This window comes from Streptomyces sp. NPDC127595 (genome assembly GCF_042671685.1).
Classification (GTDB): Bacteria; Actinomycetota; Actinomycetes; order Streptomycetales; family Streptomycetaceae; genus Streptomyces.
In genome coordinates this window covers 1,357,065-1,376,223 of the sequence record NZ_JBHXWK010000001.1, presented here as the reverse complement: position 1 = coordinate 1,376,223, position 19,159 = coordinate 1,357,065, and the positions used below count along the sequence as shown (strand labels likewise).

Genomic DNA, 19,159 nt, shown 5'->3' with positions numbered 1-19,159 from the left:
CGCAATGTTCGTGCGGAACGGACTCGGAGGCAGTCGTCAACCGGCGGTTGTCGACCCGCGCCCGCTGGGAGGAGCAGGGAATGTAGGGCAGTTCCGACACCGCCCGTGGGCCGCCGGCTTCGATACAGCACGCCATGTCCGCAGAAACGAAATCGAGCGGCTGATCAACCAGTTGAAGGCGAACGGGGCGGCGGCCACGCGTTTCGACAAGAGAGAGTACGTCAAGAGAGAGTGCGTCTCCCGCGGCAGCGTGGCCGTCGCATCCCGGCACCTGTGACTGTGCGCAGGACCCGTCGACGACCTAGCGCGAGCCGAGGAACTCGATCGTCCGCCGGGTCAGGAGCTTGGCGGCGTCCGGGTCGTAGGACGGCAGCGAACTGTCCGTGAACAGGTGCTGGTCCCCGGGGTACAGGAACAACTCCGCGTCGGCGCCGTCGGAGACGAGGGCGCGGGCAGCGTCGATGTCCTCGGCGAAGAACGGATCGGCTTCCTTCGCATGCACCTGCACCGGCACGCCGTTGGGCCAGGCCACGCCGAACTCCGAGACGGGGATGCAGGCCTGGAACAGGAGCGCGCCCTGTGCGCCCGCCCGCGTCTGCGCCAGCTTCTGGGCGGGCAGCACACCGAGTGAGAAGCCGGCGTAAACGGCGTCCTGCGGCAGGAGTTCGGCCGCGCGGACGCCACGCTCAATTATCTCGCCGAAGCCGAGCTCCTCGACGTAGCTCTGGCCCTCTTCGAGGGAGTCGAAGGTGCGCCCGTCGAAAAGGTCGGGCGTGTGGACCGTGTGGCCGACCGCGCGGAGCTCGTCGGCGAAAGCGACGACTCCCGCTGTCAGCCCCTGCGAGTGATGGAACAGTACGACCTCTGCCATGGCCCAAACCCCTTGCTGGTGGGTAGCGAATGATCCGGAACTCTAGAATAATCGAAGAGTGTCGAACAATCCCAGCCTCCCCGACTACGACCTCTCCGACGTCACAGATGTGACAGCCCCGGCCCAGCTCCGCGCGCTGGCCAACCCCCTGCGCAACGCCATCCTCGAGCTGCTCCTCGAACGCGCCGCGACGGTGACCGAACTGGCCTCCGCACTCGGCCGCCCCAAAAGCACGGTCGCGCACCACGTGAGCGCCCTGATGGATGCCCAGCTGCTGAAAGTCGTACGGACCCGCCGGGTGCGGGCCATCGACGAGCGCTACTACGGCCGCACCGCACGCATCTTCCGTGTCGGCGCTGTCAGCCCGACCGAGGAGGGCACCGCGCCGTACTGCAACAACGATCTCGCCACGGCCGCGGTCGAGTCGGCCCCCGCGCACCAGGCAGACGAACTCTCCTCGATCATGCGGCATGTGCGGATCCCGCGGGAGCAGGCCCACGAGTTCTGGGCGCGAGTCCTTGAGCTTGCCAACGACTACGCGCAACTGCCGCGCGGAGGCGACGTGGTGTACGGCTTCGCCGCCGGCCTCTACCCGACCGACCATCCGGCGCTGCCAGAGGCCGAGTCCGCGGCGGACTGACCTGCACTGCAGGTCGTGCCGTCCGGAGCCAAGGCCTGCAGCGGCCGGCCTTCACCACCGTGGCCCCAACTCAGACAGCAACCCCACCCTTCGAGCTGGACGTATCCGTCGTGCCGTGACGGCGATATACGTGCTGGACGGCACCCAGGCGAGGACGCTGGAGCCTGATCCGGCGGTCCTGGACAACTCACCGCTGGGACGAACGCCCGAACCGCCGGCCGTGATCCTTCGGCCCCGCTCCGTTCACTTCGGCAGATCGGCGGAGAGGAAGGGAGCAAGGAGCGCGAACAGTGCGTCGGGGCGGTCGAGGGGGATGATGTGGCCGCAGTCCCGGAGGTGGTGTCCGACCAGGTCATCGGCGATGGGACGGAGCTGGCGTTCGAGGCCGGTGCCGACGGGGTGCGAGCCGACAGCCATGGTGGGCATCGTCAAGCGAGCCGTCGCGACGGCGTCCTGTATCTGCTGCGCGCTGGTGGGCAGGGCCCGGTAATAGGAGAACGCGCAGCGCAGGGCCTCGCTGCCGGTGAACGCGTGGACGAAGGCCGCACGGATATCGTCGGGTACTCCTCGTCCGAGCGTCCCCGAGTCGAGGAACCAGTCGATGTACGGGGCCTCGTTGCGGGCCAGGACGGTCTCGGCGAGGCCGGGGACGGCGTGGAAGCCGAACCACCACGGGGCGCCGCCCGCGATGACGTGTTCTGCTCCGGGCAGGCGGCCGAGCAGTGCCTCCATCACGACGAGGCGCCGGACGAGGCCGGGGCGGCGCAGCGCGAGCAGGACCGCGGGGGCGGCGCCCGCGTCGATGCCCACCACTGCTGCCGAGGGCTCGCCGAGTGCGCCGAGCAGCCCTTCGGCGTCGACGGCGAGGGTGCCTGCGTCATAACCCTCGACGGCTCGTGTACTGGCACCGAAGCCTCGCAGGTCCGGGGCAATGACCCGGTACTGCCCGGCCAGTCGGCCCATGATGCCGCTCCAGAGTTGCCAGGTGTGCGGGAAGCCGTGCAGCAGGAGAACCGCAGGTCCGTCCCCGGCGATTGCGACGTTGAGCTGGATTCCGTTCGTCGCGATGCGGCGCAGTTGGTGTGCGGTGGTGGCGGGCATGACGACTCCTCAGACTGGTTACCATTGGTGACCACCGCACGATAGGTAACCGTCCGACCGCTGCCTAGACGGCACTTTCAGGGAAGGTGGTGAGCCGCAGGTGACCACCCAAGGAGCCCGGACCGCCGGTCGCGGGGTGCGCGGCGATCTGTTCGATCCCCAGTGCCCGACGCGGCAGTTGCTTGACCGCATCGGTACGAAGTGGATGTCCATGGCCGTCAAGACGCTCGCCGATGCCGCACCGGACGAGGTGCGCTTCGCGGAGCTGAGACGCCGGATGCCCGGCGTCTCCCAGAAGATGCTGTCCGTGACACTGCGAAACCTGACCCGCGACGGGCTGGTGTCGCGCCGGGTCGAACCGACCGTGCCGCCGCGGGTCTTCTACCGACTCACCCGACTCGGGCTGTCTCTGGAAGTCGCCCTTGCGGGGCTGCGGACCTGGGCGGAGGAGCACATGACCGAGATCGACTGCGCCAACGAAGCCGCCGACCAGGAGGTCGGCGAAGGATAGGCAGGCCGGATCCGCGCTCACCAATGGCGACTCGGCAGTCGATGCAGCCGGAGTCGCCGCCCCTGGTACCACGTAGGCGATGGGGGGGCTGTCGCCAGCACAGTGGCCGGCGGCGAAGGAACTGGCGAAGGACGACGGGGAGATGGCGTTCGAGGAACCGGCCGCCGGCGCCGGGCCTGCGGCCGCTGCGCGACCCGCACAGCGACGACGAGACGCACGACGGCGAGGACGGGCAGCCGCAGGCCCGTACCAGCGAACAGCGGTCCGGCCCGGAGCCACACCCACGCCTGCGGGCCGGACCGTTTGTACGAGTCAGGCTCAGCCAGTGGGCAGGATACGCAGGCGCGGCCTGCCCGAGTCGACGCCGATGACCAGGCAAGGAGCGGGGCGCGCCCGCCGCGGAACGGGATCCGGAACGTTCGACGTCCGAGCCGACGCGCACCGACCGGCTGCGGTCCGTCTGACAAGGGTGGCCGTCGTCGCGCGTCAGCTCCCCGCGAGGTCCAGGGCAATGTCCGTGATCATGTCCTCCTGGCCGCCGACCAGCTTGCGGCGACCCACCTCGACCAGGATCGCCCGGGTGTCCAGTCCGTACCTGCGGGCGGCGGCCTCGGCGTGCCGCAGGAAGCTGGAGTAGACGCCCGCGTAGCCGAGAGTGAGGGTCTCGCGGTCGACGCGGACCGGGCGGTCCTGAAGGGGGCGTACGACATCGTCAGCGGCGTCCATCAGGGGGAACAGGTCGCAGCCGTGTTCCCAGCCCATCGCGTCGGCGACCGCGACGAACGCTTCCAGTGGGCAGTTGCCCGCCCCTGCACCCTGTCCGGCGAGGGAGGCGTCGACGCGGGTGACGCCGTTCTCGACGGCGACGACCGAGTTGGCCACGCCCAGGGCGAGGTTGTGGTGGGCGTGGATGCCCAGTTCCGTCGCCGGGTCCAGGAGGTCGCGGTAGGCGCGGACGCGGTGACGGACGCCGTCCATCGTCAGTCTGCCGCCGGAGTCGGTGACGTACACGCAGTGGGCGCCGTAGGACTCCATCTGCTTGGCCTGACGGGCGAGTTCGGCGGGCTCGGCGAGGTGGGACATCATCAGGAAGCCCGCCACATCCATGCCCAGCTCTCGCGCGGCGGCGATGTGCTGGGCGGAGATGTCGGCCTCGGTGCAGTGGGTGGCTATCCGCACCGAGCGGACGCCCAGGGAGTAGGCCTGCTTGAGGTCGTGGACGGTACCGATGCCGGGCAGGAGGAGTGTGGTGGGGATCGCCTGACCTACGGCGCCCACGACCGCCTCGATCCACTCCCAGTCGGTGTGCGCGCCGACGCCGTAGGTGACGCTGGAGCCGGACAGGCCGTCGCCGTGGGCGACCTCGATCGCGCGGACTCCGGCGGAGTCCAGGACGCCGGCGATGGTGCGGGCCTGGTCGAGGGTGTAGCGGTGGCGGACGGCATGCATGCCGTCCCGCAAGGTGACGTCCTGGACGTACAGACGAGTCATCGGGACGCCACCTCCGGGGCGCGGCGGGCGGCGATGCGCTCGGCGGTGCACAGCGCTGCCGAGGTCATGATGTCGAGGTTGCCGGCGTAGGCGGGCAGGTAGTGGGCGGCGCCCTCCACCTCAAGGAAGACGGACACCTTCACGGCCTCGTCAGGGACGAGGGTGCGCAGCGGGTCGTCTGGGGCCACCCGCTCGAACTGCACCTTCTGCTTGAGACGGTAGCCAGGGACATACGTCTGGACGCGAGCGACCATCTCCTCCACGGAGTCCGTCACGGCCGCGTCGTCGCAGTCGCCGACCAGGCAGTGCACGGTGTCCCGCATGATCAGAGGCGGGTCGGCCGGGTTGAGCACGATGATCGCCTTGCCGCGGGCCGCGCCGCCGACCTTCTCGATGGCGGCGGATGTGGTCTCGGTGAATTCGTCGATGTTGGCTCGGGTGCCGGGGCCCGCCGAGCGGGAGGAGATCGAGGCGACGATCTCGCCGTAGTGGACCGGCGTGACCGCGTGCACGGCGGCGACCACCGGGATCGTGGCCTGGCCACCGCAGGTGACCATATTGACGTTCGGGGCGTCCAGGTGGGCGTCGCCGTTGACGGGCGGGACGACGTACGGGCCGAGGGCGGCCGGTGTGAGGTCGACGACCGTACGGCCGAGGCCGCGCAGCACCTCGTCGTGACGGCGGTGAGCGCCGGCGGACGTGGCATCGAAGACGATCGAGACGTCCTCGAAGGCGTCGAGCGCGACCAGTCCCTCCACACCCTCGTGGGTCGTGGCCACCTTGAGGCGGCGGGCTCGGGCCAGGCCGTCCGAGTCCGGATCGATGCCGGCCATCGCGGCGATCTCCAGGGATTCGGAGAGCCGCAGGATCTTGATCATCAGATCGGTGCCGATGTTCCCGGACCCGATGACGGCTACCTTCGTGGTCATGCTCCGACTCCCCCGGTGGCTTCGCCTGCGAATACGACCCCGACCGTGCCGAGGCCCTCGATGCGTGCGGCGAACTCGTCGCCCTCGGCTGCGACGGCCATGGGGCCGAGCGCGCCGGTCAGGACGATGTCGCCGGCCCTCAGCGGGTCGCCCAGGCCAGCCAGGGTGGCGGCGAGCCAGCGGGCGGCGGTGAGCGGGCTGCCCAGGCAGTCGGCGCCGGTGCCCTGGGAGACGGTCTCGCCGTTCTTGGTCAGGGACATCCGGACGCCGCGCAGGTCGACGCGGTCCAGCGAGACGGGTGTACCACCGAGGACGAACAGTCCACAGGAGGCGTTGTCGGCGACGGTGTCGACGATGGTGATGTCCCAGTCGACGATCCGGCTGTCCACGATCTCCAGCGCGGGCAGCGCGAAGGCGGTGGCACGCAGCAGGTCGGCGACGGTGGGGTCGTGGTGCGGCAGATCGGCGTCCAGCACCAGAGCTACCTCGGCCTCGACCTTGGGCTGGAGCAGCCGCCCGGCCGCGATCGGCGTACCCTCGCTGACCGCCATGTCCGCGAACAGTGCCCCGAAATCGGGCTGTGCGACCCCGAGTTGGCGCTGCACTGCGGGTGAGGTCAACCCGATCTTGCGGCCCACGAGCCGTCGGCCGGCGATCACGCTTCGCTCGACGTGGAGCCGTTGCACCGCGTAGGCGGTCTCGATGTCGCCGTCGGGGAGGAGGGCGCGGACGGGGGCGCAGGGGGTGCCGGTTCGGGTGGCTTCGGCCAGGACGTCGGCCACCTTGGTCACGAGATCGGTGCTCATGCCCACAGGTATAGGCGCCCGGTTCGGTGTGCGGCAAAATATGTTCCATGACGCGGAACAGCTCTCAGGGCAATATGCTCGACAAGGCAGTGTCTGTGCTGGACTGCTATCGGCCGAACGGTGGGGCGTTCCGCCTGACGGAACTCGCCAGGCGAACCAAGCTGCCCAAGACCACCATGTTCAGGCTCTGCGCCGACCTGGTCAGGCTCGGGCTGCTGGAACGGGACGCGGAGACCTATCGGCTCGGCGGTGTCCTCTTCGAGCTGGGGTCGCTCGTGCCGCGTCGGCACGATCTACGCGAAGCCGCGCTGCCGTTCCTCCAGGACCTCTTCGAAGCTACGCACGAGACCGTGCACCTCGGGGTGCGCGAGGGCCACGAGGTGGTCTACGTCGAGCGCATCCACGGCCACGACGTGCTACAGCTGCCGTCCCGGATCGGCGGTCGGCTCCCCCTCACGTGCACCGCGGTCGGTAAGGCCCTCCTGGCATTCTCGGGCACCGATTTGGTCGAGGAGGTGCTGGCCGGGCCGCTGCCGCAGCTGACGCCGCGGTCGATCACCGACCCGGCGAGGCTTCGGACGGCCGTCGAGCAGGCACAGGTCGCGGGCCTGGCCTACGAGGAGGAAGAGGCCGCGGCGGGGGTGAGCTGTATCGCGGCGCCCGTTTTCGACGGGCCGACCGCAGTGGCCGCGCTGTCGGTGGCGCTGCCATGCGCGCGGTTCCGGCCGGCTCAGCTGGCACCGGCGGTGAGGACGGCGGCGCTGGGGTTGTCGCGGGCTTTGCGGTCCGGCCGGTGAGCTGCTCGGGTGGGGGACGTTGGCCCAGGAAGGTGCGGGTTCCCCGTGTACGGCGGGTGCAGGTTGCCTACGGTTGCGCGGGCCCGCGCAGGGCACTGGCCGAGGAGATCAACTTGCATCACAGGCCCGTATCCACGTGGCCAAAGGCTCGCCCTGGTGCAGACCTACCTGGTGAGACGGGCATCGACTGATCCCGCCGCAACGGGTACGCGGTCTGAGCCGATTACGCGGCCGGCAATGCTTCGCAAGTCATCCCGAGCACCACGACCATGTCGTCGCAGTGCTCGGAAAACCTCATTACTCCAGCGCAGAAGAGAGCTGAAGCCCTGGCGTTATTGTCCGAGTACCTGGCTGTACTCCCTCCAGGTCTCGTCCGAGGCCGCGTTCGCGCCGCACGCGGGAATGGTGCCGTCCTTGTCCGCGGCCACGATGTAATGCTGACCGACCGTGAAGGTCAGCTGTTCCGGAAAGTCGGAGTCGCCGCTCACCAGGACCGTGTCCGTACCACCACCGCGCAGCCAGTGATCGACATGGAAGGAGACCAGGAACCCCTTCACGGAGGTGGCCGTCCCGTAGAAGAGCGTCGGGTACCCGGCCAGCTGATCGGGAACAGGTGCCTGGCACTTGGGGTAGGAGCCCCCTGCCACGGTGAGAGTCAGCGGGGCGCCGTCCGCAGTCGAGTGACCATTGCCGGAATTCGCTGTGATTCCCGCGGCGATGCCCCCGCCGATAAGCAGAGCGGCGGCCGCCGCGAGCCCGGAGAGACGTCGGCGTCCCCTTCCCGCGGTGACCTTCGCTGCGCGAGTTGTGGGGTCGATGGCGGTGCTTTCCGATTGGAGCACGGAGTCGGTTTTCAAGGCAGCCTCCACAAGACGATTGATGTCGGGTAGCGGAGCTCGTGAGGTCAGTGCCGGATCCCCAGCCCTCAGCAGGGCCAACAACTCGTCGTCATTCACTGAATGCTCCTTCCTTCATCCATCTTGTGTCCGGGGCGCTCGGCATTCTTTCGCCCCGGCTTCAGCTGATCGGCGAGTTTCTTTTTCGCCCGGTGAAGCCGCAAGCTCACCGCATTGGACGTCAGCCCGGTCACCTCCGCGATCTGCCGCGGCGCCAGCCCCTCCCAAGCCCACAGCCGCACCACCTCGCGATCCAGTTCCCCGAGTGCACCGAGCGCGGCGTGCAGGTCGCCGTGATCGACGGCCACTGCCGCAGGGGGCTGCTGAGCGAGCATCAACCGCTCCACCAGGCGGAGTCGGCGTCCATCCGCCCGGCGGGCATTGGCCAGACAGCCCCGTGCCACCCCGTAGCACCAAGGGAGTACCTCATCGCGATCGGGCAGGGAACCCGTTCCGAGCCCAGGTACATGGTCGATGCGACGCCACAGCACAAGCATCGTCTCGGACAGGACGTCCTCGACCATGTCAGGGGCCGTTCGCCGCAACAGATACCGGTGCACGGGTTCCGTCACCACGTGCGCCAGGCTTTCGAAGCGCGCGCGCCGCTGCCGACGCGCCTCCTGTTCCGTCATGGATTCCACGACCCGTCCGTGTCCGGCACCGGCCAACTCCTTTCATCAGCAGCGTGCCAGTCAGACATCGGGGCGGCGCGCGTCCCGCAGGACCCACAAGGAGCCTCTTGTCCCGGCAGGGAGATTCGATGGCATTCGGGGCGTGAGGGGTCCGGGGTGCTGAGGCGAGAACGCCCGATGCGGAACGTGCGCCCCTAACTCGACCTATACGGCATCACGAGCCGAGGCACGTCTGAGGGGTGGTTCGCTCAGGCTCAGTGCGTGGTCACGCCGCGCGTGCGTGTCTTGGTGTCCAGGGCGAACTGTGCGTCGTCGTACTGCTCCTTGAGCGTTGCGACGAGGTCTGCGACAGTCGTGCTCCGTTTGACGGCACCGATCCCTTGGCCTGAGCCCCAGACGTCCTTCCATGCCTTCGGCTTCGCGGTGTTGCTCGTGCCGAAGTCCATGGCGGTCGGATCCGACTCGGAGAGGTTGTCCGGGTCGAGTCCGGCGGCGGAGATGCTGCCGCGCAGGTAATTGCCGTGGACACCGGTGAACAGGTTGCTGTAGACGATGTCCTTCGCGGCGCTGTCGACGATCATCTGCTTGTACGCGGTCGAGTTGTTCGCCTCAGTGGTGGAGAGGAATGCGGAGCCTACGTACGCGAGGTCCGCGCCTGCGGCCAGCGCGGCCAGGATGGAGCGGCCGTGGGCGATTGCGCCCGACATCAGCAGTGGACCGTCGAACCATTCCCGGATTTCCTGCACAAGGGCGAACGGTGACTGCGTGCCGGCGTGGCCGCCGGCCCCTGCGGCCACCCCGATCACACCGTCGGCTCCCTTTTCGATGGCCTTGTGCGCGAACTCGTTGCTGATGACGTCGTGGAGCACGACGCCTCCGTAGGAGTGCACAGCGTCGTTGATCTCCGGCCGCGCACCGAGCGACGTGATGACGATCGGCACCTGGTGCTTCACGATCACGTCCATGTCCCGCTCGAGGCGGTCGTTGGAGCGGTGCACGATCTGGTTCACCGCGAACGGGGCGACGACGGCCTCCGGGTGCGCGGCTGCGTAGGACGCGTTCTCCTCTGTGATGCGGTCGAGCCAGTCGGACAGGAGCGAGGCGGGCCGAGCGTTGAGGGCCGGAAACGAGCCGATGACCCCGGCCTGGCACTGGGCTATGACCAGTTCGGGGCCGGAGGCGATGAACAGCGGCGAGCCCACGACGGGAAGCGTGAGGGGCAGCGAGAGAACAGGGGGCAACGACATGGCGAGTCCTTCAGCGGGTTGGGGGTCAGCCCTGTGGCGGGCGTGGCTCTCTGCGTCAGCCATCGGGTTCCGGACGTAGCTCTCTACGTCGGCCATCGTGTTCCGGGCGCAGCTCTCTACGTCGGCCATCGGGTTCCGGGCGCGGGTGCAGAGCGGATTCAGAACGCCGCCCGAGCACGACCTTCACGGCATCACGGGCCGACGTCCCACCCGCCGGTCTGCCCCGAAGTTGCTCGGAGGCCCGGGCCGAGACGCGCCGCTTCAAAGGCTGCCCCGCACAGAGTCCTCTGTGACGGGTCCCGTACGGATCAGGCCGGTGCCGGCGCTGACGCCGGTGGTTGCGGCTGCGGCGTGCTCGGTGTACATCGCGTCGATCTGCGAGGCGTAGTGCTCGCCGATGGGGCCGCGGCGGGTTTTGCGGGTGGGGGTGACGAACTCACTGCCGGGTTGCCAGTCCTCGGTCAGCACGATGTGGGCGCGGACCTGTTCGGGACGGGACAGGACAGCGTTGGCCGCGGCCAACCCCGTCTCGATCGCAGCGCGGACCTCGGGGTGCCGGCACAGTTCGGCGGGTTCGCCGTCGAGGCCGAGGCGTGCGGCGAAGGCGTTGACCGCCTCGGGATCGGGCACCAGGAGAGCGGTCACGAAGGGGCGGGCATCGCCGATCACGACGGCGTGCGCGAGCAAGGGAGTGTGGGCGAGGACGGCTCCCTCGATGACGGAGGGCGACAGGTTCTTGCCGCCCGTGCTGATCATCAGGTCCTTTTTGCGATCCACCACGGTGATCGCGCCGGTTGAGTCGATGGTCGCGACATCGCCGGTCCGCAGCCAGCCCTCGGCGGTAAACGCGGCGGCGGTCTTCTCGGGGGCGCCCCGGTAGCCACGCATGACGATCTCGCCGCGGACCAGCAGCTCGCCGTCCGCGGCGATCGAAGCTTCCACGCCCGGCAAGGGACGGCCCACCGAGGCGGCCGGGGCCTCACCGGGAGGCGAGTATGTCGCCATCCCCGACAGCTCGGACATGCCGAGGCCACTGCTCACCGGGATACCCAGGCCGCGCAGGTTCAGCAGCAGGCTCGGCGCGATCGGCGCGGCACCCGAGGCCGCCACCCGCAATCGGTCCAGGCCGAACCGCTCCCGCAGCGGCGCCAGTTCCCTGGAGTCCAACGCCGCCCAGCGGTCGGCGAGTTCGGCGGTGAGCCGGCCACTCTCGGCGGCCTCGGCGTAGCGCAGGCCGAGACCGGGTGCCTCGGACAGCGCCTGTCGGCGCACCTCGTCGGGTTCGCTGTCCGCTGCCTGTTCCAGGGCCGCGCGGAGGCCGTTGTGGAGGCGTTGCCAGATCTGCGGCACCGCTCCGAAGACCTGGGGGTGGACGTCGGCGAGGGCGGCGGCGATGTCACGGGGCTGGTCGACGGTCGTCAGCTCGGTTCCCGCGGTCATCTGTGTGTAGTGCGAGGACCAGCGGTCGGCGATATGAGCGGAGGGCAGGAAGGAGATCATCCGATCGCCGGCGTTGATGCCGAGCCGCTCGTTCGCGGCCGCGCACTGGGCCAGTTCGGCCCGGTGCGTGATCTCGACGCCCTTGGGCTGCCCGGTCGTACCAGAGGTGTAGATCAGCGTGAGTACGTCGTCCGGACACACGGAGCGCCAGATCGCCTCGAAGTCGAAGCCCTCGACCGTGCGGGAGGAGACGTCGTCCAGGGCCAGGGTCCCGGGGAAGACGCCGTCGACGGTGATGACCGTCGCGTCCACAGCGCGAGCCGGATGGTCGAGCACGGGCAGGAAGCACTCCTCCGTGATCACCAGGCGGGCCCCCGAGTCCGTGAGCAGGTGGGCGACCTGCTGGGGCGAGGAGGTGTTGTAGACCGAGAACGGGATGGCTCCGAGATGGAGGACGGCCGTGTCGGCGACGTGGAATGCGGGCCGGTTGCGCAGCATGAGCGCGACCGTGTCGCCATGGCGTACCCCGAGGGCCGTGAGCCCCCGGGCGAGCGCCCGGACCCGGTCGGCGTACTCCGACCACAGCAGCGTCGTCTTGCCACCGACGGTACGCAGGGCGACCTGGCCGGCCTGGCGCGCGGCGGTCCGCTGGAACGCCTCACAGAACGTGCGGGGGGCGGTCGGCAACACCGGGCAGCTCCTTTGCTGTCAGGGGAAACGGGCTTGATCGTGCGGGCGCCGAGCGAGGCGGCGGGGCGCGGTCAGGGGACACCAGCGGCCCTTCACGGAGCAGTAGGGCAGGCCGACTCTCCGCGACTCCCGATGTTGCGGGGTACACACCGGGCGCCGGACACGGCAACACCGTCGCCCCATTATTGGCGATCCGTCAATAGCTCCCGAGTGATTTCGTTCCAGTTTCTTGACGGGTCGCCAATAAGAGGCGCTCCGCCCGGCAAGGGCGAGCGAGGCGCCGGCACCTGTGGCCACTTACGCCCGCTTCGCCCCGGTCGCCCTGCGTGATCCCGTGGTGCCGGAGGCGGCGCCCGGTACGCTGCGGCTTCCGCCGACCGTCGTCGACGAGGGCCGTGAAAAGATGCAGCGGTGACAGCCTCTTCCTCCGCCGAAGGCCGGCCACGGATCCGGATGGAGCCGGAAGCCCGCCGTGACCAGATCATCACCTGCGCACGCCGCGTCTTCGGCGAGAAGCCGTACGGCGCAGTGTCACTGGCGGACATCGCACGTGAGGCCGGCGTCGCCCGAGGGCTGGTCAACCACTACTTCGGCGGCAAGCGGGAGCTCTACCTGGAGGTGCTGCGCGAGATGGTCGCCGTGCCTGACTCCGTCCTGGAGCGGCTGCCCAAGGGCACTGTCCAGGAGCGGGTGAGCGGCGTCGTCGACCGCTTCCTCAGCGTCGTCGACCGCAACCGCGGCATGTGGCTCGTCACCGTCGACGCGCTCTCGCACGGCCATGACCCCGACGTCGACTCCGTCATGCGGGAGGCGGAAGAGGTGACCGTCGACCAGACCCTGCGCGCGCTCGGCATCGACCCGGACACCGAGGCGGACGAACCGCTGCGCGGCATGTGCCGGGCCTTCGCCGCGATGACACGCTCCGCGACCAACGAGTGGCTCAACCGCGGCACCCTGAGCCGGGAGCAGACGTTCGCCCTGCTGGAGCGCACCCTTCTGCTGATCATCACGGAATTTGGGCCGGAGAGCCGCGGGGAGTGACGGGCGGAGGGCACGCGGCCTGTGTCGCCGCCCGGGCCGCATACCGGTCACCCCACAATTCGACGACGAGCTGCGCGGCGAGCATCTCAGGGCGGGAAGTGTGGTCGAGAGCCACACGGAATCCGCGATCCGGGAGCTGCTGTACGTGAGCAGGACGCAGTAACGCAAAGGCTGCTTCGTAGCGGAAGACTCGGACACTCTCGCGCTCAGCGGGCTTCGCCGGTCGCCATCAGGCGTGCCGCCTCGTGCACCAGCCGGGCGTGCAGTTCGAACAACGCCACCAGGTCGACGGAGTCCCCGCCGGTCTCACGCTGCACGAACAAGCCGTCAGCGCCTGCGAGGCCATAGATGGTCAGCGTCCGGATCGCGTCCTCGTCCAGCTCCGGGAAGAGGGTCCGCGCCGCCTCGGAGATCCTAAGGCGGGCAGTCTCCCGGACCTGGAGGAACACAGTCCTGCCCCGCGGCTCAACGGGCCGTCGCTCCAGGGCGAGCATGAGGCCCAGGCGCAGAAAGTCAGGGGCGTCGACCAGCGACTTCGCCAGGTTCGTGGCGAAGACGGTGATCCGCTCCAAAGTCGTGCCCGTTTCCTCACCCGGCAGCTCCATCGCGGCCAGCCACGTGTCGAAGCTGCGCTCGATGACAGCGGCGATCAGGTCGTCCTTGTCCTTGAAGTGCCAGTAGATCGAGCTGGCGGGCAGCCCGCACTTGACGCTGACGGCCGCGATCGAGGTGCCCTCGTACCCGCGCTCACCCGCGATCTCCACGGCGGCGTCGAGGATGCGCTGCCGCGATTCGATGCCGTTCGCGCGCTTCTTGCGAGTGACCTCGGACCTGGCCATGAGTACTCCCCTCCTGATCACGCCGGCTCTTGACTGCATCCGGCATCACGATTACCGTAGCACTCATTCCAATTGGAGCGATCACTACGGTAACCGGAAGATCGCAGCCCACGACCACGGCGCCGAGATCTCAGCGCGTGCCCGAGCCGTCTCCGTGGATCGAGAGCGCCCCGGCACCCACGCCGCCGCGCCCGTCGCGCGCAACTCCACCGCCGCCGACAGGCCCCACCCCGACAACAGCCCTTCGCCGACCCGACCGTCACAGCAAAGCGAGGAACGACATGACCACTCCGACCGTCCTGCCGACGATGCAGGAGACGACGTATGACGTCGACGGAAAGAAGATCTTCGTTGCGGAGACGGGCGACGGCCCGCCGGTCGTGATGCTGCACGGCGGCGGCCCGGGCGCCTCCGGTGTCTCCAACTACGCCCGCAACATCGCCCGGCTGGCCGAGAATTACCGGGTCATCGTGCCCGACATGCCCGGCTACGGCCGCAGCAGTAAGGGCGTCGACAGTGCCGACCCCGTCGGGTACCTCTCCCGCCACATCCGCGGCCTGCTGGACGAACTCGGCCTGGACAAGGTCCACCTGGTCGGCAACTCCTACGGCGGCGCCTGTGCCCTGCGCCTCGCCCTGGACACTCCCCACCGGATCGACCACATGCTGCTGATGGGCCCCGCCGGCGTCGGCACCACCCGCACCGTGCCCACCAAAGGCGCGAGGAGCCTGCTCGGCTACTACACCGGCGACGGACCGTCCCGGCTGAAGCTGGAGACGTTCATCCGCAACTACCTCGTCTTCAACGCCGCCAGTGTCCCGGACTCCGCCATCGAAGACCGCTACCAGGCCAGCATCGACCCCGAGGTCATCGCCTCCCCGCCCACCAGTCTTCCCTCCGGGCCCGGCGCACTTCGCACCCTGTGGAAGTCGGACTTCACCCGCGACCCGCGCCTGAGCCGACTGTCCGTGCCCACCCTCGTGCTGTGGGGTGCCGAGGACAAGGTCAACCGCCCCTCCGGTGCCCGCATGCTGGCCGACCGCATGCCCAACTGCGACCTGTACATGGTGGCCAACACCGGGCACTGGGTGCAGTTCGAGCGAGCCGAACTGTTCAACCGTATCTGCGCCGACTTCATGGGAGGCCGTCGATGAACACGTATGACACCCATGAGGGGCACGACGCCCCGTCGGTCTTCGGAGCCGTCCACCTCGGCTACATCATCATCGAGACCAACCGCTTCGCCGACTGGCGCCGCTTCGGCGTCGACGCCGTCGGCATGCATCACGACGCACTTTCCCGCGACCTGATGCGCTTCCGCCTCGACGACCAGGAGTGCCGCTTTCTGCTGCGGCGCGGCCCTGCCGAAGACGTCGTCACCACCGGCTGGCACATCGACGACCATCGCTCTTTCGAACAGATCGAGGCCCGCATCCGCGCCCACGGCGTGCCCCTCGTCGTCGGAAGCGACGAAGAAGCCGCCCTGCGCGGCGTCGAACGCCTGCTGCGCTTCCCCGGCCCCAAAGGCATCACCCAGGAGATCTACACCACCCCGGTGAAGTCCGCCGAGCCCCTGCGCATGCTCGCCTCCGGCTTCGTCACCGGTGATGCCGGCATGGGCCACATCGCCCTGACGTCCACCAGGCCGGCGCAGATCCGCGGCTACTTCAACACCGTCTTCGACGCCCGCCTGAGCGACTACATCGACGAGACCATGAGCGGCGTCAAAGTCAAGATCCGCTTCCTTCGCGTCAACGAACGCCACCACACCATCGCGGTGGGCAACCCCCTCATCCTGCCGTTCGACCCGATCCGCACCCGCGTGCAGCACCTCAACATCCAGGCCGACACCCTCGACGACGTCGCCCTGAGCTACCAGCGCGTCCGCGAACTCGGCTTCGGCTCGCTGTCCGTCGGTCAGCACACCAACGACCGCGAACTCTCCTACTACGCCCGCACGCCCTCCGGCTTCGACTGGGAAGTCGGCTGGAACCCCATCGTCGTCGACGAGGCGACGTGGGAACCCAGCACCCATCAGGGCATCAGCGTCTGGGGACACCTCCCGGTCGGTCAGACCATCGTCGACAAGCTCGCCCAGTTCCGGGCCGGCGCCCGCTCCCTCGCCCACCCGGAGAACACCGTGCCCGCCCTCAGCGGTGCCGGTATCGCCGACGACTGACAAACCCACCCCACCGTTCCGGCGCGGGCCGCCACACCGGTACGACTCCCCCGGATCCGCAAGGCCTGCGCCGCTGTGCAACAACCGTCGACGAGAGCACATCCGGTCCGCCCAGCCGCGAGCCCACACCAACCCAACTGACAACCAATGGCGCGCTGTCCACCGCGCGGGCACCGATCGAGCGCTGGGTCGCACGACCGACCAGCGGAGCCGAAGTCGTCGTACGCCGTCAACCAGCGCAACGCCGCTTGGCCCTCCAGAGACCGCGGACGACTGCGACAGCCTGTGGAGCGGGCGCGGCCACCACGGCGATCCGCGGGCCTGGCCCGGTACGGCTGTGATCGTATCCGTCACCCGTCGTACGGCAGGCGCCGTACAGCCCATTGACGGTGCCGGGGGGATGTGCGGATGGAGCGCGCAAGACACCTTTGGCACGTCGAATTCGACGCCATGTCTTGCCCCTTCGTCGTCTCCCCACCAGCTTCCAGTGCGCGCGGACCGGCCGGAACAGTACCGGTGCGGCCCGCGGGAGGACAGAAAATGCAGCGCCATCTATTCGGCATCGCCGCCGCCTCCCTTCTGTTCGGGGTCACGGCCTGTGGATCGTCCGGAAATTCGGACGGCTCCGCGTCGGACAGCGGCGGCCTCACCAGCGTCAAGGTCGGAGTCATTCCGATCGTCGACGTGGCCCCCGTCTATCTCGGCCAGCAGAAGGGGATCTACGAGAAGTACGGTCTCAAGGTCTCGATGACCACGGCGCAGGGCGGCTCGGCCATCGTGCCGGGCGTCGTCAGCGGCCAGTTCCAGTTCGGTTTCAGCAACACGACGTCGCTGATGATCGCTCAGAGCAACGACATACCGGTGAAGGCCGTCTCCAACGGCGTGGCGACCACCGGTGTGGACGGCCACGACTACGGCGCGCTCGTGGTCAAGAAGGGCAGTTCGCTCAAGTCCGCAAAGGACCTTGAGGACAAGACGGTTGCCGTCAACACGCTGAACAACATCCTGGACACCTCGGTCCGGGAGTCCGTGCGCAAGGCCGGAGGCGACGCGTCAAAGGTGAAGTTCGTGGAGCTGGCTTTCGACCAGATGCCCGCCGCCCTGGAGAAGGGCCAGGTGGACGCCGCGATGGCAGTCGAGCCCGCGCTGACCACCATCCTGAACGCCGGGGGCGTGGAGATCGCGTCACCCTACGTCGACGTGGCCAAGGACCTCACCGTCGCCATGTACTTCACCTCGCAGACGTACGCGACGCAGAACCCCCAGGTGGTGACCAACTTCCAGAAGGCCACCGCGGAGGCGCTGGCCTACGCGAACAGCCACCCGGAGGAGGCACGCGACGCCGTCTCCACGTACACGAAGATCCCGTCCTCCGTCCTGTCGAAGGTGACACTGCCGAAGTGGCCGGCGGACATCAGCCGGTCCTCGGTGGAGACCCTGGAGAAACTCGGCGAGCAGGACGGCCTGTTCAAGACCGCCCCGGACCTGGACGCGTTGCTGCCGTGAGGAATCCGAACACCGCACTCGGGGCGGCGGGGCTCGCGGCCTTCCTCGCCCTCGCCGAAGCCGTGCCGCGGCTCGGCCTGGCCGCCGCCGACTACTTCCCGCCCCCGAGCAGGACCGCCGGCGCGCTGGGCGACGAACTCACCGACGCCGCCTTCTGGTCGGCGCTCGGGGACACGCTGACCGGCTGGATGATCGGCCTGGGCATCGCGTCAAGCGCCGCCGTCCTGTGCGGCCTACTCATCACCGTCGTGCCGTTTCTGCACCAAGTGACGGCGTCGACCATCGAGTTCCTGCGTCCCATCCCGTCGGTGGCCCTGATCCCGCTGGCAGTACTGCTGTACGGCAGTGAACTGCGCTCGGTGCTGCTGCTGGTGGTGTACGCGTCGTTCTGGCAGGTGCTCGTCCAGGTGCTGTACGGCGTCCAGGACGTGGACCCCGTCGCCGACGAGACGGCACGGTCGTACGGGCTCGGGACCTGGGCACGCATCCGGCATGTGATGTGGCCGACGGCCCTGCCCTACGTCATGACCGGGATCCGGCTCGCCGCGGCGGTGGCCCTGGTGCTGACCATCACGGCCGAACTGGTCATCGGAGCACCAGGACTGGGCTCGCTGATCGCGGTGGCCCAGGCGTCGCAGGCCGTGCCCGAGATGTACGCGCTGGTCACGGTGACCGGAGTGCTGGGGCTGCTGATCAATGTGGGGGCCAGGGCGGTGGAGCGGCGTGCGCTGGCATGGCATCAGTCCGTACGAGGGGAGGCCGCGCTGTGAGGGCGTACGCACGGCAAGTGCTGTTCGCGGCCGGCCTGCCCGCGGTGCTGCTGGGGCTGTGGTGGGTCGCGTCGGACGGGAGCACCGACCCGTTCTGGCCGCCGCTGCGCACGATCTTCCGGACCTTCTCCTCGGTGTGGACCGGTGAACGCCTGCGCACGGAACTGCTGCCCAGTGTGCTGCGCCTGACCTGCGGCTACGTGCTCGCGGGTGTCGTGGGCGTCGGCCTGGGCACCCTCATCGGCTCCCACCGTGGGGTGCGGGCCTTCTGCGAGCCCGTGCTGGAGTTTCTGCGGGCCGTGCCGCCCCCGGTGCTGGTGCCGGTGATCATGCTGTTCGCGGGCATCGGCGACACGATGAAAATCGTGGTGATCGCGAGTGGCTGCGTCTGGCCGATCCTGCTCAACACGGTCGAAGGCGTCCGCGCGGTCGACTCGGTGATGCTGGAGACGGCGCGTTCGTATGACATCCGCGGTGTCGGGCGGCTGCGCCACCTGGTGCTGCCCTCGGCGAGTCCGCAGATCGTCGCCGGCCTGCGCCAGGCCCTCTCCGTCGGCATCATCCTCATGGTCATCAGCGAGATGTTCGCCGCGAACAACGGCATCGGCTTCACCGTGGTGCAGTTCCAGCGCAGCTTCGCCATCCCCGACATGTGGACCGGAATCCTCCTCCTTGGCCTGCTCGGATTTCTGCTCTCCCTTGCCTTCCAGTTCGCCGAGCGGCGGGTGCTCGGCTGGTACCACGGCCTGCGCGCGTCCACCCGGCGGTCGTGA

Annotated in this window: 20 protein-coding genes; 10 read left to right on the top strand and 10 right to left on the bottom strand. The window is 68.9% G+C overall.

The features are described from left to right. Positions 1–301 precede the first annotated feature (301 nt). Entirely contained in the window at positions 302–871 is a 570-nt protein-coding gene (locus ACFVKT_RS06060; RefSeq protein WP_385727948.1) for a dienelactone hydrolase family protein, read from the bottom strand. Positions 872–929: 58 nt separating this feature from the next. On the opposite strand from ACFVKT_RS06060, the gene ACFVKT_RS06055 reads away from it, so the two are divergent. Beyond that, positions 930–1,511, top strand: a complete 582-nt coding sequence (locus ACFVKT_RS06055; protein WP_385727947.1) for an ArsR/SmtB family transcription factor — start codon at positions 930–932, stop codon at positions 1,509–1,511. Positions 1,512–1,754: 243 nt separating this feature from the next. Here ACFVKT_RS06055 and ACFVKT_RS06050 read toward each other — a convergent pair whose 3' ends face one another. Further along, positions 1,755–2,612, bottom strand: coding sequence for an alpha/beta fold hydrolase (locus ACFVKT_RS06050; protein WP_385727945.1), 858 nt, complete (start codon positions 2,610–2,612; stop codon positions 1,755–1,757). 100 nt (positions 2,613–2,712) lie between these two features. Here ACFVKT_RS06050 and ACFVKT_RS06045 point away from each other — a divergent pair, with 100 nt between their 5' ends. Next, the gene (locus ACFVKT_RS06045; protein ID WP_385727943.1) at positions 2,713–3,123 is read left to right on the top strand and encodes a winged helix-turn-helix transcriptional regulator; all 411 of its coding nucleotides are present in this window, start codon (positions 2,713–2,715) and stop codon (positions 3,121–3,123) included. 486 nt (positions 3,124–3,609) lie between these two features. Here ACFVKT_RS06045 and dmpG read toward each other — a convergent pair whose 3' ends face one another. From dmpG to mhpD, 3 genes are read right to left on the bottom strand one after another with little or no spacing between them, the layout of a single operon-like run. Then, complete coding sequence (dmpG, locus tag ACFVKT_RS06040) at positions 3,610–4,614, bottom strand: 4-hydroxy-2-oxovalerate aldolase (protein ID WP_385727942.1); 1,005 nt, start codon at positions 4,612–4,614, stop codon at positions 3,610–3,612. Further along, on the bottom strand, positions 4,611–5,543 hold the full coding sequence (locus ACFVKT_RS06035) for an acetaldehyde dehydrogenase (acetylating) (protein ID WP_385727940.1): 933 nt from the start codon (positions 5,541–5,543) through the stop codon (positions 4,611–4,613). Before ACFVKT_RS06035 ends, dmpG begins: the two co-directional genes overlap by 4 nt. Continuing rightward, positions 5,540–6,349 (bottom strand): 2-keto-4-pentenoate hydratase, encoded by an 810-nt coding sequence (gene mhpD / locus ACFVKT_RS06030; RefSeq protein WP_385727938.1) that lies wholly within the window; start codon positions 6,347–6,349, stop codon positions 5,540–5,542. Before mhpD ends, ACFVKT_RS06035 begins: the two co-directional genes overlap by 4 nt. Positions 6,350–6,423: 74 nt before the next feature. On the opposite strand from mhpD, the gene ACFVKT_RS06025 reads away from it, so the two are divergent. Continuing rightward, a complete protein-coding gene (locus ACFVKT_RS06025; RefSeq protein ID WP_385728190.1) occupies positions 6,424–7,146 on the top strand; it encodes an IclR family transcriptional regulator in 723 nt (240 codons plus the stop codon). Between the two features lie 332 nt (positions 7,147–7,478). Here ACFVKT_RS06025 and ACFVKT_RS06020 read toward each other — a convergent pair whose 3' ends face one another. The 4 genes from ACFVKT_RS06020 to ACFVKT_RS06005 form a co-directional block, all read right to left on the bottom strand. Further along, positions 7,479–7,988, bottom strand: a complete 510-nt coding sequence (locus tag ACFVKT_RS06020; protein ID WP_385727936.1) for a hypothetical protein — start codon at positions 7,986–7,988, stop codon at positions 7,479–7,481. 110 nt (positions 7,989–8,098) lie between these two features. Further along, positions 8,099–8,674 (bottom strand): RNA polymerase sigma factor, encoded by a 576-nt coding sequence (locus tag ACFVKT_RS06015; protein WP_385728187.1) that lies wholly within the window; start codon positions 8,672–8,674, stop codon positions 8,099–8,101. 254 nt (positions 8,675–8,928) lie between these two features. After that, positions 8,929–9,921 (bottom strand): NAD(P)H-dependent flavin oxidoreductase, encoded by a 993-nt coding sequence (locus ACFVKT_RS06010; protein ID WP_385727934.1) that lies wholly within the window; start codon positions 9,919–9,921, stop codon positions 8,929–8,931. 261 nt (positions 9,922–10,182) lie between these two features. Continuing rightward, positions 10,183–12,051 carry an AMP-dependent synthetase/ligase gene (locus ACFVKT_RS06005; protein ID WP_385727933.1) on the bottom strand — a complete coding sequence of 623 codons (1,869 nt, stop codon included), beginning with the start codon at positions 12,049–12,051 and terminating at the stop codon, positions 10,183–10,185. 289 nt (positions 12,052–12,340) lie between these two features. Here ACFVKT_RS06005 and ACFVKT_RS06000 point away from each other — a divergent pair, with 289 nt between their 5' ends. Beyond that, complete coding sequence (locus ACFVKT_RS06000; protein ID WP_385727931.1) at positions 12,341–12,466, top strand: hypothetical protein; 126 nt, start codon at positions 12,341–12,343, stop codon at positions 12,464–12,466. Then, on the top strand, positions 12,463–13,092 hold the full coding sequence (locus ACFVKT_RS05995; protein WP_385727929.1) for a TetR/AcrR family transcriptional regulator: 630 nt from the start codon (positions 12,463–12,465) through the stop codon (positions 13,090–13,092). The genes ACFVKT_RS06000 and ACFVKT_RS05995 overlap by 4 nt, the downstream gene beginning before the upstream one ends. Positions 13,093–13,298: 206 nt before the next feature. Here the strand turns inward: ACFVKT_RS05995 and ACFVKT_RS05990 are convergent, their stop codons facing one another. Beyond that, positions 13,299–13,931, bottom strand: coding sequence for a TetR/AcrR family transcriptional regulator (locus tag ACFVKT_RS05990; RefSeq protein ID WP_385727927.1), 633 nt, complete (start codon positions 13,929–13,931; stop codon positions 13,299–13,301). Positions 13,932–14,212: 281 nt separating this feature from the next. On the opposite strand from ACFVKT_RS05990, the gene ACFVKT_RS05985 reads away from it, so the two are divergent. The 5 genes from ACFVKT_RS05985 to ACFVKT_RS05965 all read left to right on the top strand — a co-directional run bounded on the left by ACFVKT_RS05985 (position 14,213) and on the right by ACFVKT_RS05965 (position 19,159). Further along, positions 14,213–15,085, top strand: a complete 873-nt coding sequence (locus tag ACFVKT_RS05985; protein WP_385727925.1) for an alpha/beta fold hydrolase — start codon at positions 14,213–14,215, stop codon at positions 15,083–15,085. Then, positions 15,082–16,110: a VOC family protein gene (locus ACFVKT_RS05980; RefSeq protein ID WP_385727923.1), complete on the top strand. Its 1,029-nt coding sequence runs from the start codon at positions 15,082–15,084 to the stop codon at positions 16,108–16,110. Before ACFVKT_RS05985 ends, ACFVKT_RS05980 begins: the two co-directional genes overlap by 4 nt. 540 nt (positions 16,111–16,650) lie before the next feature. Further along, positions 16,651–17,616, top strand: a complete 966-nt coding sequence (locus tag ACFVKT_RS05975) for an ABC transporter substrate-binding protein (RefSeq protein ID WP_385727921.1) — start codon at positions 16,651–16,653, stop codon at positions 17,614–17,616. Next, positions 17,613–18,386, top strand: coding sequence for an ABC transporter permease (locus tag ACFVKT_RS05970; RefSeq protein WP_385727919.1), 774 nt, complete (start codon positions 17,613–17,615; stop codon positions 18,384–18,386). The genes ACFVKT_RS05975 and ACFVKT_RS05970 overlap by 4 nt, the downstream gene beginning before the upstream one ends. Further along, positions 18,350–19,159 carry an ABC transporter permease gene (locus ACFVKT_RS05965; protein WP_385727917.1) on the top strand — a complete coding sequence of 270 codons (810 nt, stop codon included), beginning with the start codon at positions 18,350–18,352 and terminating at the stop codon, positions 19,157–19,159. The genes ACFVKT_RS05970 and ACFVKT_RS05965 overlap by 37 nt, the downstream gene beginning before the upstream one ends.

Bases quoted from the DNA above. Each gene is read 5' to 3' on its own strand.
- ACFVKT_RS06010 (WP_385727934.1), bottom strand. From the start codon at position 9,921: ATGTCGTTGCCCCCTGTTCTCTCGCTGCCCCTCACGCTTCCCGTCGTG.
- ACFVKT_RS05980 (WP_385727923.1), top strand. From the start codon at position 15,082: ATGAACACGTATGACACCCATGAGGGGCACGACGCCCCGTCGGTCTTC.
- ACFVKT_RS05975 (WP_385727921.1), top strand. From the start codon at position 16,651: ATGCAGCGCCATCTATTCGGCATCGCCGCCGCCTCCCTTCTGTTCGGG.
- ACFVKT_RS06050 (WP_385727945.1), bottom strand. From the start codon at position 2,612: ATGCCCGCCACCACCGCACACCAACTGCGCCGCATCGCGACGAACGGA.
- ACFVKT_RS06015 (WP_385728187.1), bottom strand. From the start codon at position 8,674: ATGACGGAACAGGAGGCGCGTCGGCAGCGGCGCGCGCGCTTCGAAAGC.
- ACFVKT_RS05965 (WP_385727917.1), top strand. From the start codon at position 18,350: ATGGCATCAGTCCGTACGAGGGGAGGCCGCGCTGTGAGGGCGTACGCA.
- ACFVKT_RS05985 (WP_385727925.1), top strand. From the start codon at position 14,213: ATGACCACTCCGACCGTCCTGCCGACGATGCAGGAGACGACGTATGAC.
- ACFVKT_RS06025 (WP_385728190.1), top strand. From the start codon at position 6,424: ATGCTCGACAAGGCAGTGTCTGTGCTGGACTGCTATCGGCCGAACGGT.
- dmpG (WP_385727942.1), bottom strand. From the start codon at position 4,614: ATGACTCGTCTGTACGTCCAGGACGTCACCTTGCGGGACGGCATGCAT.
- ACFVKT_RS06035 (WP_385727940.1), bottom strand. From the start codon at position 5,543: ATGACCACGAAGGTAGCCGTCATCGGGTCCGGGAACATCGGCACCGAT.
- mhpD (WP_385727938.1), bottom strand. From the start codon at position 6,349: ATGAGCACCGATCTCGTGACCAAGGTGGCCGACGTCCTGGCCGAAGCC.
- ACFVKT_RS06060 (WP_385727948.1), bottom strand. From the start codon at position 871: ATGGCAGAGGTCGTACTGTTCCATCACTCGCAGGGGCTGACAGCGGGA.
- ACFVKT_RS05990 (WP_385727927.1), bottom strand. From the start codon at position 13,931: ATGGCCAGGTCCGAGGTCACTCGCAAGAAGCGCGCGAACGGCATCGAA.